Genomic DNA, 13,249 nt, shown 5'->3' on the forward strand with positions numbered 1-13,249 from the left:
CCCGCAGTGCGGGGTTTTTTTATAAGACGATAACTTATGCCGCTGGCTGAGTTACAACGTCTTTGATGCCTTTAACTTCGATCTCTACGCGACGATCTGGAGCCAGGCAGTCGATCAGTGCAGCGCGAGCTTTAACGTTGTCACAGGTGTTGCCAGTAACTGGGTTAGCTTCGCCCATACCACGTGGGGAGATCTTGTTAGCTGGGATACCTTTAGAGATCAGGTAATCAACAACAGACTGAGCACGTTTCTCAGACAGTTTCTGGTTGTAAGCGTCAGAACCGATACGGTCGGTGAAGCCCAGAACCACTACAGAACCGTCTTTAGGATCCAGGTTGCTCAGCTGGGTGTACAGCTGATCCAGTGCCTGCTGACCTTCTGGTTTCAGGGTAGCTTTGTTGAAGTTGAACAGAACGTCAGACTTCAGAGTGAAGTGCTTGGTCTGTACTTCTGGAGCTGGAGCCGGCGCTGGAGCAACGATTGGCGCTGCATCTTCCTGCTGGCCGAAACGGTAGGAAACACCTACGCTCAGCATGCCGTTGTCCGGACGAACACCAACGGTGTTGCCGTCGCCGATGTTGTTAACCCACTGGTATTCCAGACGGGTAGCGATATCACGGGTCATAGCCCACTCAACGCCACCAGCGAATACTGGGGAAACACCGGTGTCATGGTCGTCGCCAGCGATGCTGTTGCTGGAGTCAGCGCGCCATACCATGCCGCCCAGACGAGTGTACACGTCCAGATCGTCAGTTACTGGGTAACCCAGTTTAGCGGTCAGCTGTACGCCCTGAGCTTTAAAAGCGCCGTTTACGTTGTCGCCTTTGTATGGCATACGACCTAACCAGTCGTAACCCATTTCAAAACCAACATACGGGTTAACCTGATAGCCACCGAACGCACCTGCACCAAGCTGGCTCTCGTGAGTAGGGCCATCGTTGTTCAGGCTGCTGTTGTACCAGCCGGTGTCATGGAACTGAGACCAGCCCAGTTTACCACCTGCATACCAGGTATTATCTTTCGGAGCGGCCTGCGCTACGGTAGCGAAGCCAGCCAGTGCCACTGCAATCGCGATAGCTGTCTTTTTCATTTTTTGCGCCTCGTTATCATCCAAAATTCGCCATGAAGGTCTCAATAGAGATTCACGGTTAAATCCTTCACCGGGGGGCGTGGTCAAATATAAATCTACCGATATCTTCGGCTTAGGCCGAGCACCCCTGGCGATGTAAAGTCTACAACGTAGCTGAAAACTTACAAGTGTGAAGTCCGTCAGGCATATGAAAAAAAAAGTTCCGTATACCGATTATTTAACATTTTTCGAACGAGTTTTGTGCAATAAAATTAAGGAGAACCGCACCAGACAAGCCTTGCCGCAGTTTTGGCGCCTGGAACTAAAATCGCATCTTGTGGTCAAAAAAAATTCCAGGAATAATCTTAATTTTCCTCAATGATACAAATTTGAGTGAATTTTTAGGCCAGAAAGTTGTCCTCTGCGATAAGAATCTGGTCGAACCGGACGCATGATCAACCCGATCGCACTACCTTCTTCAGCCGCTTCCGTCAGTCGAAAATGTTCCTCATCGGTCAATTCGTCTGATAACCATCCAATCACCACGCTATAATTCCCCGTACGTAACGCCCGGATCATCGATTCCACAGTATCGCAGGGAGAGAGTTGGTTAATTTGCATGACCTTTGTCAGCGGCAGGCCCGCGGACTGCACCCATTCACGGCTCAGTTTTTGTTGAGGCGTCAGCCAAAGCTGCCAGCGCGACTGCTGACCAAGCTGTTGTAATAACGGCAACAGCAGAAGTTGAGTGAGCAGGGGCTGGTCTTCACGATAAACCACTTCACTGATAAGCCCTGTCGAAACACGCCCGGTGGAATTCTGCGTGACATTGCCAGCGGAAGAAGAGAGAGAGGTTGAGCGATTTGCATAGCCTGAAGTGTACATATTCATTCCAGCCCTGTAGTTACTGTATGGATATACAGTAACCCCTGTATGCATAAAGATCAACCTCATTTTCGGAAAGCGACTCGCAAATTTCATTCATTATTGATGCGCCTGGAAAAATCATCTTGCTCAACGACGATAAGTTGCCTATTTTCCTGCTAACGGATCCGCTAGTAAGAAATTTCGTTGTTACTTTATGATTTTGAAGGGAAATGTCATGAAAAAGATATCTTATGAACGGATTTATAAATCCCAGGAATACCTTTCACCCTTAGGTGAAATCCACCATCGTGCGCTGTTCGGTGGGTATACCCTGGCCGTAGATGATGCCGTCTTCGCTATGGTCTCCGACGGGGAGCTGTATCTCCGGGCCTGTGAGGAAAGTGCAAAATACTGTGTAAAAAATGCCTTATCATTCTTAACCCTGATGAAACGGGGTCGCCCGGTGCTGCTCAATTATTATCGTGTCGATGACGGACTGTGGCAGGACAGAGAACGGCTGCTTCAGCTCTCCTCGTTCGCGCTCAATGCGGCACGAAAAGAGCGTTCGCAGCGTGATCGGCGAAACCGCCTCAAGGACTTGCCCAATCTCACCTTTCAGCTTGAAGTGCTGCTCTTTGAAGCCGGAATTACTGATGAAGAGACGCTGCGGGAGCTGGGGGCCCGTGCGAGCTGGCTGAAGATGCGGGCGAAGAATAAAGCGCTCAGCATTAAAGTGCTCTTCGCACTGGAAGGGGCCATCGCCGGACTTCATGAAGCGGCACTCCCGGCGGGAATTCGCCGGGAGTTAACGGAGTGGTTTAATGCGCTGCCTGAGCCACAGGAGAATCACTCCTCCAGGTAGCGATCTGCAGTTGCAGTCGGCAAATTTCTGGCAGCAGAGCGATAAGGAGGCCAATCTGCTGAAGAACCAGCGGTGCTTTGCTGTCGCTTCCCGGGTCAATATGCGTAATACGCTGAGCCAGTTCATCCAGCGCGTGTTGGACGCGAGGCTCATCGGCTGGTCGGTGATGAAGCGCGTCATCGACATAGCATACGGCATCATCCAGCAGGGCGAGGATGGCCGGGTGAGTCAATTTCTCACGGTGGGCACCCAGCGTCGAAATATAGCTGGTGAAGGTATGGTTCAGACAGAGCAGGCGGAAAGCCGTTTCCCGAATTTCTGCCGTGGCGCGAGGCTCCGTGGACATGTTAGAGACCACCGAAGCCAGTTCAGCATCACAGTTATGCGCATCGCGGCGTGCGATACGATAAGCCAGACGGTTATCGCGACCCTGATGATACTGCTCAAGGATGGCATCAAGGTATCGACAGTTCGCGTTCATCGCCCTGTCTACCACACGCGGTAAATTACGGAACCGCCAGTCCGGCCAGATAAAACTGACCGCCGCCCAGGCGATAGCGCAGCCAATCAGCGTATCTATCACGCGGGGCAGGGCCACTTCAAATCCTTCACCCAGCAGGTTAAAGCAGAGTAGCACCAGCAGCGTGATGAACATTGTGGCATGCGCATACTGCACATTACGAAAGGCGAAGAACAACACACCGGTGATCACGATCAGGATCAGCTGGCCTTCGACAGAGGGCACGAAATAGAGCACCGGCAGCCCAATAGCGACGCCCACCAGCGTACCAATAATACGTAGCGCAAGGCGGTGGCGGGTGGCGTTATAGTTTGGCTGGCAAACAAACAGGCTGGTCAGCAGGATCCAGTAACCGTGATGTAACCCGGTTATCTGAATGATGGCATAACCCACGCACAGCACCAGTGACATCCTCACCGCATGGCGAAACAGTGCAGATTCTGGCGTAAAGTTGCGGCTCAGTCGCAGCCACATATCGCTGAAGCTATGCACGCTGTCATCAGCAAGCTGATTCTCCACATCTTTATCGGGGAGCGCCATCGCCTGCTCGGATTCAATGGTAGCCAGCTGAGCATCTATCGCCCGCAGGTTATTCAGCAAAAATCCCAGTGCTTTAATATGTTCCGGCGACGTTCCACTGGCCTGAACGCGATCGAGCGCCGCATCAAGATGGCTAAATACGCGTTCGAAGCGCGGATCATGTTGATAGGGCGTACGCAGCAAAATGGAGCGTGCCAGCTGCTGGCATGCCTGAGACTGCATCGACAGCAGGCGCTGGAAGCGGAACATCACGTCGCTGTAGCGGAACTTCTCGCGCAGGGCAGCATACTGAACGTGCGAGGAGCTGGCACGCTCATGTATATCCTGCGCCGCGAAATAGTAGTGCAAGGTTCTTCGCGTTCCGCGCTGACCGCGATCGCCCCGCAGACGGGTAAGCAGTGAGGCTTTCGTCTGGTTAAGTGTGGCGACCAGTTGAACGTTGGCCAGAGCCAAATCGTAGAGCGGAGACTGGCTCTCCTCCTCGATATCCGGATCGAAGAGCCGGGATTTTAGCTCAAGATAGTGGGCCAGTTGCTCAAAGCTGCGGGCAAGGTTGTCCTGAAGAGGGCGAACCGGAAAAATAAGATGCCCGGTTAACGTCAGCAGGTTATACCAGATGGCCCCCAGCAACAGCAATATGGGTTGCTGGTACCATTGATCGTAAAGGGAAACACCCAGCATGGTGTAAATGGCGATCAGCAGGGCACCAAAGGCGATAGTGGCATAGCGCTGCCCAAGGCCGCCAAGCAAAATAAACCCGCTGGTAGAGAGCGTAAGGCCAATGGCAAACAGCCAGGGCCAGGGGAAGAGCAGCTCCACGGAGGCTGACGCGATAAAAAAACAGACCAGCGTAATTACAAGATTACGCAGGCGCCCGGCAAGGCGATCGTCCAGATCCGCCAGCGCCCCCGCAACCACTCCCAGCGTGAGCGGGATGGTGAGTTTTACGTCATTCAGCCACCACGGCAGGGCAACCGTGCCGCAAAGTGCGATAAATATTCTGACGTTATAAAGCCAGATGCTGTTCCAGGTATAACGGCGAAGCAGTGGGCTTAGCATAAGCACGGCCAGTCCTTATTTACTGAAAACGACGACGCGCGTTTGCTTCACGTGCTGCCTGTGCCACTTCTACCGGAACGACCCTGCGCCCGACTGGCCAAAGCGCGATGGCGGCAATCTTAAAGTTCGCGATCCCCACCGGAATACCAATAATGGATATGCACTGGGCAATACCGGCAAAGATATGCATCACACACAGCCACCAGCCGAAGAAAACCAGCCACAGAATATTGAGGACCGTGCCTCCCGTGTTCAGCAGTGCGTTTTTGCTCTCCGGGTTCAGTTCGTCAATGTGGACGGCTTCATTCCCGTACGGGATGAAAGAGAGTTTGGTGATTTCCCAGCAGGAGCGGGTCAGGGGGAGCGTAAAAATAAGGACGATGCTCACCAGCGTGGCAAAAAGCCAGGCAAGAGTGGTGGCAAAACCGCCTAACACAAAATTCAAAACATTCAGAACAGTACGCATAAACCCTCAGTTCCTTTCGATATGATTAACGCCCAGTGATTGTAACGTTTTTTTAGGCTGGAGCACCTTAAAACTGGCAGTTAAACTGTCAGGTAAATTATCTCTTCGTGGATTCGGCTGGACATGGAACTGAAAGCAACATCATTAGGCAAACGCCTGGCGCAACACCCCTACGACAGGGTTGTCCTCCTTAATGCCGGAGTGAAAGTCTCCGGAGAACGCCACGAATACCTCATTCCGTTTAATCAACTGCTGGCTATCCACTGTAAACGCGGGTTGGTCTGGGGCGAACTGGAGTTTGTCCTGCCTGACGATAAAGTCGTGCGCCTTCACGGTACCGAGTGGGCTGAGACCCAGCGCTTCCATCATCACCTGAATATGCTCTGGCAGCAGTGGAGCCAGGATATGAGCGTGATTGCCGCTCAGGTACTGCAGCAGGTACTGAACGATATTGCACAAAGTAACGAGCAACAAACGTGGCTCACCTGCCAGCAGACGGCCGGGTTGCAGCAAAAGATCAGGCAGGCGCTGGCGGCACTGCCGTTATCCGTGACGCGTCTTGACGAGTTCGACAATTGCCGTGACGCCTGGCGTCAGTGTCAGGCCTGGCTTGGCGATACAGACAAGAGCCGGCTGGCGCACAACCAGGCGTGGACAGATGCCATGCTGACCCGTTATGCCGACTTTTTCAGCACGGTTGAATCTTCACCGCTTAACCCTGCACAGGCGCGCGCCGTGGTTAACGGCGAGCACTCCCTGCTGGTGCTGGCGGGTGCCGGAAGCGGCAAAACGTCGGTGCTGGTGGCCCGTGCGGGTTGGCTACTGACAACGGGTGAGGCTGTTGCCGACCAGATACTGTTGCTGGCGTTTGGCCGTAAGGCAGCCGAGGAGATGGACGAACGCATACAGGAACGCCTGCATACCCGGGATATTACCGCCAGAACCTTCCATGCCCTGGCGCTGCATATCATTCAGCAGGGCAGTAAAAAAGTGCCTGCCATCAGCAAGCTGGAAAACGACACGCAGGCGCGTCAGGCGTTGTTCATTAAAACGTGGCGTCAGCAGTGCAGTGAGAAAAAGGCGCAGGCTAAAGGGTGGCGTCAGTGGCTGGAAGAAGAACTCAACTGGGACGTACCGGAAGGCAATTTCTGGCAGGATGAAAAACTGGCTCGTCGCCTGGGCTCTCGCCTCGACCGCTGGGTTAGCCTGATGCGGATGCACGGCGGATCGCAAGCCGAGATGATTGAAAGCGCGCCGGAGACGATCCGCGCCCTGTTTTCGAAGCGGGTTAAGCTGATGGCCCCGATGCTGAAAGCCTGGAAAACCGCGCTGAAAGAGGAAAATGCCGTCGATTTCTCCGGTTTGATCCATCAGGCCATTATCATTCTTGAGAAGGGCCGTTTTGTCAGCCCGTGGAAGCATATCCTGGTGGATGAATTCCAGGATATCTCGCCGCAACGTGCCGCGCTGCTCTCGGCGTTAAGGGCGCAAAATAAACATACCTCGCTGTTTGCGGTGGGCGATGACTGGCAGGCTATCTATCGCTTCAGCGGGGCACAGCTCTCCCTGACGACTGCATTCCATCACTATTTTGGCGAAGGCGATCGCAGCGATCTGGATACCACCTACCGCTTTAATTCCCGGATTGGTGAAGTTGCTAACCGCTTTATCCAGCAGAACCCGCATCAGCTGGCAAAACCGCTAAATAGCCTCCGGGCCGGGGACAAAAAAGCCGTTACCCTGCTGGCGGACGATCAGCTGGAGCCGCTGCTGGACAAACTGAGCGGCTATGCGAAGCCGGATGAACGTATTCTGGTGCTGGCACGCTATCACCATCTTAAGCCTGCGGCGCTGGAAAAAGCCGCGACCCGCTGGCCGAAGCTGCAGCTCGATTTTATGACCATCCACGCCAGCAAAGGACAGCAGGCCGACTATGTGATAGTGATGGGGCTTAAAGAGGGGAGCGATGGTTTCCCGGCTCCGGCACGAGAGTCGGTAATGGAACAGGCATTACTGCCGGTCCCGGAAGATTTTCCGGACGCCGAAGAGCGGCGTTTGCTGTACGTGGCGATGACCCGCGCGCGTCATCGCGTGTGGCTGCTGTTCAACAAAGAGGAGCCGTCGGTGTTTGTCGATATTCTGAAGAGTATTGATGTGCCAGTGGTGAGGAAGCCTTAACGGGATAGCGGAGCGGTAATATTGCAGGCCCGGTAAGCATGTCGCCACCGGGCAAAAAACTACTTCAGTCTTTCGGAAAGATAGCGCTGATAATCCGGGATCAGGATCTCAACCGGTGAGTTGAAGTGTGGTGATTCAATGATGAAATCTGCCGTCGACAGGTTCGTCGCCACCGGAATATTCCATACCGTTGCCAGACGCAGCAGGGCTTTGACATCCGGGTCGTGCGGAACCGCATTCAGCGGATCCCAGAAGAAAATCAGTACATCAATTTTCCCTTCAGAGATCTGAGCGCCGACCTGCTGGTCGCCGCCCATCGGGCCGCTCAGCATGGCATTGACCTCCAGACCCGTTTCGCGGTGGATCAGGTTACCGGTTGTCCCGGTCGCTGAGAGAGCATGCTTTTCCAGCAATGGCTGATGGCGGCGAACCCAGTTAAGCAGCATTTGTTTACAGTGATCGTGCGCAACCAGAGCAATGTGTTTGCGTTCCGGTAGCGTGCGTGTTGTCAGTTCCATAATCTTATCCATCAGGTTAACTGACTACACGATGACGGGAACCGCCTGACGCTGCAAGAGAAAGGCGAAAAAAATGTGGCTTATGATGAAGGTTGTTGCTTTACCCACTGTAAAAAACGGGCCCGGGTCTCAGGATCGGCCTGCTGGAACCAGAATTTAAGACGCTGTTCCGTCAGCGTCTGGGACTGTGGCGGAATAACATCCAGCTCTGAGACACCGGACAGCAGCGTACTGTCGTCGGCCATCCTGGTGGCAAACTGTGGAAGGGAAGCGCGTTTGCCCGCCTTGTTATAGATTTCGGTCGCGGCCTCGTAATCGGTGCCTTTCGGGGACGAGGTTAACGCCAGAATATCGAGTTTTACCGGAATCGGCATTGAATCCCCGTCCAGCAGTTCAAGGCGCGGAGAGGCGTCAAAGGCCGCCGACTCTTTTTCGGTTTCAAGACGCGGGAGGGTAATGTTCACCTGACTGACCCGCTGGGTATTAAAGCTGACAATCAGCGGCGCAGAGATATACATGCGTTGTTCATGATTAGCGAGGCCGATGGTTTTTTCTACCCGCAATACCAGCTGGTGTGGCCCATTATCAAGTTCGATGCTGTCCGCACCGCGCAACAAGGAACTGGACACTTTTTTTCCGTCCAGCACCAGCAGATCAATATCCGTTGTAAGCCGTAGCGTGGTCGCAAAGACGCAAACTGGCATCACTAACGCAATCACAGCAGTGGCAATGCCGGTTTTCATAGAGGGCTCCTGTTGAAATGACTCGGCCGCGGTAATGTATCCAAATATTTCGATAATCACGTTTACTAACATATAGACATATTCTGCCGTTTTGCCCTCATGCATCTGCATGGGATGCATGGTTGAGATGTGCGCTTTGACGTACACTCATAAAAAAGCCTGGAGGAAAACCATGAAAGAGAACGAAATTGCCGAGATTCTGACATCGACGCGCACGATTGCACTGGTAGGGGCAAGCGATAAACCGGATCGCCCAAGCTACCGGGTGATGAAGTACCTTCTCGATCAGGGCTATCACGTCATCCCTGTGTCGCCGAAAGTGGCCGGTAAAACCTTACTCGGTCAGCAGGGATACGCCACGCTGAAGGAGGTACCTGAAAAAGTCGACATGGTGGATGTTTTCCGCAATTCCGAGGCGGCGTGGGGAGTGGCACAAGAGGCCATCGCCATCGGCGCGAAAACGCTGTGGATGCAGTTGGGTGTCATTAACGAGCAGGCGGCGGTGCTGGCGCGAGAAGCCGGTCTGACGGTGGTAATGGACCGATGTCCGGCGATTGAGATTCCCCGTCTGGGGCTGGCGAAGTCATAAAAAAAAGCCCGTTTATCGGGCTTTTTTTACACGCTTAGTTCCGCAGGCGCGGGGCCTGTAACTGTTTGCGGATAGTCTGAGCAAGTTCATCCATCGTGGGTTGCTCTGGATGCTCATCCTGCAGTTCGCTACTCAGCTGCGCTTCAGCAAGGTAGGTGTGAACGGGTTGTCCATCATCCCCCTCCATCACCACATGATACCAGGGCGCGGCGCGAAGCTCTGCGTTAACCGCCAGCTCATCCGCTGACGGTTCATCAAGGGAATACTCCGGGTCGATATCCACGACCACACCCAAATACCCTAGCAAAGTGTGGCGGACCTGCTGGCCGATACCGAATTTGCTGGCAATCATAGTCACCTCCCGGGAAACACTACTTACACGTTATGTGCGGGCAATATTTCTCTTTTCAAGTTACATGACGCGACAGGCAAACCCTTTCAGATACAGCCCTTCCGGGTAGGTAGCGATCACCGGGTGATCGGCTGCCTGACGGAACTGTTCTATAAATTGTACATCACGACCAGCATCTATTGCGGCATCAGCGATGATTTTCTGAAATAAATCTGTGGTCATCAGTCCGGAGCAGGAGAAGGTGAGAAGCACTCCACCCGGGTTCAGCAGCTGGATGGCCAGCATGTTGATATCCTTATAGCCGCGGCAGGCACCCATCAGCTGACTTTTGTTCTCCACAAACTTCGGTGGATCCATCACGATGACGTCGAATTTCTCGCCCTGATCGCGATACTTACGCAGCAGCTTGAAGACGTCATCGCGAACAAACTCGGCTTTGCTCAGATCCAGCTTGTTCAGCTCGACGTTTTGTTTCGTCACGTCCAGCGCTTCCTGAGAGGTATCAACGCTGACAACCTGGGCACAGCCGCCCATCAGCGCCGAGACGGCGAAACCGCCGGTATAGGAGAAGCAGTTCAGCACGCGTTTGTCGGCAACATACTGGCGAGTGGCCAGGCGGCTGTCACGCTGGTCCAGGTAGTAACCCGTTTTATGGCCGCCCTGGATATCCACCAGCAGCTTCATACCGTGCTCTTCGATTGGCAACAGGGCAGGCGGCAGTTCACCAGTGACCGGACCTTGCGTCAGCTCCATGCCCTCTTTTTTGCGCACTGCCACATCGCTGCGGTCATAAATGGCGCATTCCGGGAAAACCGATTGCAACGCGCTGATCAGCGCAGCACGTTGATATTCAGCCCCTGCGCTTAACAGTTGCAGTACCAGGAAGTTACCGAAGCGGTCGATCGTCACGCCAGGCAGACCGTCAGACTCACCGGCAATCACACGGTAGCTGTCCAGACCGTCACGCTTTGCCAGCCACTCACGCCACTGCTGCGCCTGCTGTAAACGACGAACGAAGAAATCAATATCGATCGTTTCATCTTTATCAAAGGTCCAGACGCGAGCGCGGATTTGGGACGCTGGCGAATATGCGCCTCGCGCTAACCATTTCCCCTGATGGTCAACGATATCGATGGTCTCTCCGAGGCTGGCTTTGCCTTCCATACGGGCTACTGCACCGGAAAAGACCCAGGGATGGCGGCGCAATAATGACTTCTCGCGCCCTTTGGCTAACACTAAACGTACACTCATAATTTGCTATTCTGTCGATTCCAGGGAAATGGCGCGTAGAGTAGCACATTCAGCAAGTCGCAATCATCTGCGGATGCCTTTGAGCGTTTCGGCACAAAATCAAATCGCTTAGGCACAGTGCTGCACTGCAGTGGGCTTTACAGTAGGGTTTCCGGTACAGCAAAGGGAAACACAAATGAGAAAGCGCCTTGCGATAGCAGTAACCACCCTGGCGGTGGTCAGTTTTCATGTTTTAGCGGCATCGTCTTTCACCATCAGCAGTCAGGATCTGGCCAGTGAACGCCCGTTGTCGCAACAGCAGGTGTTTGACGGGTTTGGGTGTCACGGTGGGAATCACTCTCCACAACTGGCGTGGAAAAATCCGCCTGTCGGGACGAAAAGTTTTGCAGTCACGGTATTTGACCCTGATGCCCCTACCGGAAGTGGATGGTGGCACTGGACGGTGGTCAATATTCCCCTCCAGACGCTGGCGCTTCCCGCCGATGCCGGAAACCCGAAGGGTGAGACATTACCGGCCGGGGTTGTGCAGGGGCGTAATGATTTCGGTTATTCTGGTTTCGGCGGCGCATGTCCGCCCAAAGGGGATAAGCCGCACCGTTATCAGTTTACCGTCTGGGCGCTGGATGTGGATAAATTGCCTGTCGACAGGAATGCCAGCGGCGCGCTGGTGGGTTTTATGCTTAACAGTCACGTCCTGGCGAAGGCCAGCTTAACCGTTACCTACAGCAGATAAGGATGGCATGGTGCAGGGAGTCCAGTTTCAACATAAACATTTGACGGCTGGTGAAGTGAGCGCCAGTAAAATGCATCACCTGCACCAGGTTAAACTCTTTCTTCCTGCCATTTGCCATATCACTCACGGCAGTAAAGTGATTGTTCAGGACGATAACCGCCTGGTGGCGACGAAAGCGTCGCTGATCATTATTCCCGCCAATACGCCGCTGGAGATCATAAATCAACCCGCGAATGGTCTCTTTCGTTCTGACTTATTGATGTTGTCACCGGAGCTTCTGGCGGAGTTTAAAACGCATTACCTGAAATCCTGGCCGCGCACAGAATTACATTCCCTCTGTGCTCCCCTGAGTGAGGGGCTGGCATTTATGTGGGGTAACCTGCTGCATGCCGTGCGTCAGGATTTACCGGAGGCGTTACAAAAGCATCAGGCTTTCGGCCTTTTGCTGGCATTGCTACATGACGGCGTCGCAGGGCCGTTGCTTATAGAGCGTAATAGCCACCTGTCCGAGCAGGTGCGGCAGTTCATCATGCTGTCGCCTGCCAGGGCCTGGACTGCACAGGATGTTGCCAGCCGCCTGGCATTAAGCGTGCCGACGCTACGCAGACGGTTACGCGAAGAGTCGCAGAGTTTTCGCCAGATTGTTGAGGAGGTGAGGATGGCCGTTGCGCTGTCACACTTACAGTCAACCCGGTTACCTATTGGCGAAATCGCATTACAATGTGGTTATCTTTCCAGCTCTCGTTTTACTGCCCGTTTCCGGCAACATTATGGCTGTTTGCCGAAAACGCTACGTTAAGGAGTAGAAAAATGTCAAAAATCTGCACAATTGCCTGGGTACACGGCATGGTTCAGGGCGTCGGATTCCGTTACAGCACGCAGCGCGAAGCTATGCAGCTGGGGCTCACGGGATACGCGCGAAACAGGGATGATGGCAGCGTTGAGGTCGTTGCCTGTGGTGATGCGGAGCAGGTTGAAAAGCTGGTGGCATGGCTGAAAGCTGGTGGGCCGCGCAGCGCGCGGGTTGATAAGGTTTTAACCGAACCCCATCAACCCGGCCGGGAATACGTTAACTTCGGTATTCGCTACTAAATGCATTTCACCGGTTTTGGCAGGCCGGCGATTTTGGTGGCCTGTTTTGCCGGGCCTTTCGGGAACAGGCGATACAGGTAACGGCTGTTGCCTTTCTCTTCACCGAATTTATTGGCCATCGCCTTGACCAGCATGCGGATCGCCGGGGAGGTGTTGAATTCGAGATAGAATTCGCGCACAAAACGCACCACTTCCCAGTGTTCCGGGGAGAGGGCGATACCTTCGTTTTCGGCGATTTTTTCCGCCAGCGGCTCGCTCCACTGGCTGCTCTCTTTCAGATAACCGTCGTTATCAGTTTCAATCTCTTTACCTTCAAAACTCAACATAGTCATTCACGCGTCAGTCAAAAACCGCAGCAGTGTACCAAAAAACAAAGCCCCGCATAAGCGGGGCTCTGGTTCACAGCATTG

The 13,249-nt window shown here is 53.8% G+C and carries 15 protein-coding genes; 6 read left to right on the top strand and 9 right to left on the bottom strand.

All coding sequences use genetic code 11. From position 1 onward, the window contains the following. Window positions 1-34 precede the first annotated feature (34 nt). Together ompA and sulA are read right to left on the bottom strand one after the other, a co-directional pair. Window positions 35-1,090: a porin OmpA gene (gene ompA / locus HV340_RS07640; RefSeq protein ID WP_020884794.1), complete on the bottom strand. Its 1,056-nt coding sequence runs from the start codon at window positions 1,088-1,090 to the stop codon at window positions 35-37. A gap of 354 nt (window positions 1,091-1,444) precedes the next feature. After that, window positions 1,445-1,954 carry an SOS-induced cell division inhibitor SulA gene (gene sulA / locus HV340_RS07645; RefSeq protein ID WP_032677816.1) on the bottom strand — a complete coding sequence of 170 codons (510 nt, stop codon included), beginning with the start codon at window positions 1,952-1,954 and terminating at the stop codon, window positions 1,445-1,447. Between the two features lie 217 nt (window positions 1,955-2,171). Here sulA and HV340_RS07650 point away from each other — a divergent pair, with 217 nt between their 5' ends. Further along, window positions 2,172-2,798, top strand: a complete 627-nt coding sequence (locus HV340_RS07650) for a TfoX/Sxy family DNA transformation protein (protein ID WP_181216413.1) — start codon at window positions 2,172-2,174, stop codon at window positions 2,796-2,798. On the opposite strand, the gene yccS is transcribed toward HV340_RS07650, so the two are convergent. Next, window positions 2,755-4,917, bottom strand: coding sequence for a YccS family putative transporter (gene yccS / locus HV340_RS07655; RefSeq protein WP_063925135.1), 2,163 nt, complete (start codon window positions 4,915-4,917; stop codon window positions 2,755-2,757). The two genes, HV340_RS07650 and yccS, sit on opposite strands and share 44 nt — an antisense overlap. Window positions 4,918-4,936: 19 nt before the next feature. Further along, window positions 4,937-5,383, bottom strand: coding sequence for a YccF domain-containing protein (locus HV340_RS07660; RefSeq protein WP_014169434.1), 447 nt, complete (start codon window positions 5,381-5,383; stop codon window positions 4,937-4,939). Window positions 5,384-5,506: 123 nt separating this feature from the next. On the opposite strand from HV340_RS07660, the gene helD reads away from it, so the two are divergent. Then, window positions 5,507-7,561 carry a DNA helicase IV gene (helD, locus tag HV340_RS07665; RefSeq protein ID WP_063925134.1) on the top strand — a complete coding sequence of 685 codons (2,055 nt, stop codon included), beginning with the start codon at window positions 5,507-5,509 and terminating at the stop codon, window positions 7,559-7,561. A gap of 59 nt (window positions 7,562-7,620) precedes the next feature. Here helD and mgsA read toward each other — a convergent pair whose 3' ends face one another. Further along, window positions 7,621-8,079, bottom strand: a complete 459-nt coding sequence (gene mgsA / locus HV340_RS07670) for a methylglyoxal synthase (protein WP_020884788.1) — start codon at window positions 8,077-8,079, stop codon at window positions 7,621-7,623. 80 nt (window positions 8,080-8,159) lie between these two features. Next, window positions 8,160-8,822, bottom strand: a complete 663-nt coding sequence (locus HV340_RS07675) for a DUF2057 family protein (protein WP_032679662.1) — start codon at window positions 8,820-8,822, stop codon at window positions 8,160-8,162. Between the two features lie 172 nt (window positions 8,823-8,994). Here HV340_RS07675 and HV340_RS07680 point away from each other — a divergent pair, with 172 nt between their 5' ends. Beyond that, a complete protein-coding gene (locus HV340_RS07680; RefSeq protein WP_181216414.1) occupies window positions 8,995-9,411 on the top strand; it encodes a CoA-binding protein in 417 nt (138 codons plus the stop codon). A gap of 34 nt (window positions 9,412-9,445) precedes the next feature. Here the strand turns inward: HV340_RS07680 and hspQ are convergent, their stop codons facing one another. Together hspQ and rlmI are read right to left on the bottom strand one after the other, a co-directional pair. Further along, the gene (hspQ, locus tag HV340_RS07685) at window positions 9,446-9,763 is read right to left on the bottom strand and encodes a heat shock protein HspQ (RefSeq protein ID WP_013097248.1); all 318 of its coding nucleotides are present in this window, start codon (window positions 9,761-9,763) and stop codon (window positions 9,446-9,448) included. 60 nt (window positions 9,764-9,823) lie between these two features. Beyond that, a complete protein-coding gene (rlmI, locus tag HV340_RS07690; RefSeq protein ID WP_181216415.1) occupies window positions 9,824-11,014 on the bottom strand; it encodes a 23S rRNA (cytosine(1962)-C(5))-methyltransferase RlmI in 1,191 nt (396 codons plus the stop codon). Between the two features lie 175 nt (window positions 11,015-11,189). Between rlmI and HV340_RS07695 the strand changes: the two genes are divergently transcribed. The 3 genes from HV340_RS07695 to yccX are packed head-to-tail and all read left to right on the top strand — an operon-like array spanning window position 11,190 to window position 12,839. Next, entirely contained in the window at window positions 11,190-11,747 is a 558-nt protein-coding gene (locus HV340_RS07695) for a kinase inhibitor (RefSeq protein WP_059306083.1), read from the top strand. 10 nt (window positions 11,748-11,757) lie between these two features. Continuing rightward, window positions 11,758-12,546: an AraC family transcriptional regulator gene (locus HV340_RS07700; protein ID WP_078775024.1), complete on the top strand. Its 789-nt coding sequence runs from the start codon at window positions 11,758-11,760 to the stop codon at window positions 12,544-12,546. Window positions 12,547-12,557: 11 nt separating this feature from the next. Further along, a complete protein-coding gene (gene yccX, locus HV340_RS07705; protein ID WP_020884783.1) occupies window positions 12,558-12,839 on the top strand; it encodes an acylphosphatase in 282 nt (93 codons plus the stop codon). Here yccX and tusE read toward each other — a convergent pair. Then, window positions 12,836-13,165 carry a sulfurtransferase TusE gene (gene tusE / locus HV340_RS07710; RefSeq protein WP_020884782.1) on the bottom strand — a complete coding sequence of 110 codons (330 nt, stop codon included), beginning with the start codon at window positions 13,163-13,165 and terminating at the stop codon, window positions 12,836-12,838. The two genes, yccX and tusE, sit on opposite strands and share 4 nt — an antisense overlap. Window positions 13,166-13,249 lie beyond the last annotated feature (84 nt).

This window comes from Enterobacter sp. RHBSTW-00975, from assembly GCF_013615235.1.
Taxonomy (GTDB): domain Bacteria; phylum Pseudomonadota; class Gammaproteobacteria; order Enterobacterales; family Enterobacteriaceae; genus Enterobacter; species Enterobacter ludwigii.

What these genes read in the sequence shown, in the direction of transcription:
- yccS (WP_063925135.1), bottom strand. Translation starts at nt 4,917, where the DNA reads ATGCTAAGCCCACTGCTTCGCCGTTATACCTGGAACAGCATCTGGCTT.
- tusE (WP_020884782.1), bottom strand. Translation starts at nt 13,165, where the DNA reads ATGTTGAGTTTTGAAGGTAAAGAGATTGAAACTGATAACGACGGTTAT.
- HV340_RS07650 (WP_181216413.1), top strand. Translation starts at nt 2,172, where the DNA reads ATGAAAAAGATATCTTATGAACGGATTTATAAATCCCAGGAATACCTT.
- rlmI (WP_181216415.1), bottom strand. Translation starts at nt 11,014, where the DNA reads ATGAGTGTACGTTTAGTGTTAGCCAAAGGGCGCGAGAAGTCATTATTG.
- HV340_RS07675 (WP_032679662.1), bottom strand. Translation starts at nt 8,822, where the DNA reads ATGAAAACCGGCATTGCCACTGCTGTGATTGCGTTAGTGATGCCAGTT.
- HV340_RS07695 (WP_059306083.1), top strand. Translation starts at nt 11,190, where the DNA reads ATGAGAAAGCGCCTTGCGATAGCAGTAACCACCCTGGCGGTGGTCAGT.
- mgsA (WP_020884788.1), bottom strand. Translation starts at nt 8,079, where the DNA reads ATGGAACTGACAACACGCACGCTACCGGAACGCAAACACATTGCTCTG.
- yccX (WP_020884783.1), top strand. Translation starts at nt 12,558, where the DNA reads ATGTCAAAAATCTGCACAATTGCCTGGGTACACGGCATGGTTCAGGGC.
- HV340_RS07660 (WP_014169434.1), bottom strand. Translation starts at nt 5,383, where the DNA reads ATGCGTACTGTTCTGAATGTTTTGAATTTTGTGTTAGGCGGTTTTGCC.
- HV340_RS07680 (WP_181216414.1), top strand. Translation starts at nt 8,995, where the DNA reads ATGAAAGAGAACGAAATTGCCGAGATTCTGACATCGACGCGCACGATT.
- ompA (WP_020884794.1), bottom strand. Translation starts at nt 1,090, where the DNA reads ATGAAAAAGACAGCTATCGCGATTGCAGTGGCACTGGCTGGCTTCGCT.
- sulA (WP_032677816.1), bottom strand. Translation starts at nt 1,954, where the DNA reads ATGTACACTTCAGGCTATGCAAATCGCTCAACCTCTCTCTCTTCTTCC.
- hspQ (WP_013097248.1), bottom strand. Translation starts at nt 9,763, where the DNA reads ATGATTGCCAGCAAATTCGGTATCGGCCAGCAGGTCCGCCACACTTTG.
- helD (WP_063925134.1), top strand. Translation starts at nt 5,507, where the DNA reads ATGGAACTGAAAGCAACATCATTAGGCAAACGCCTGGCGCAACACCCC.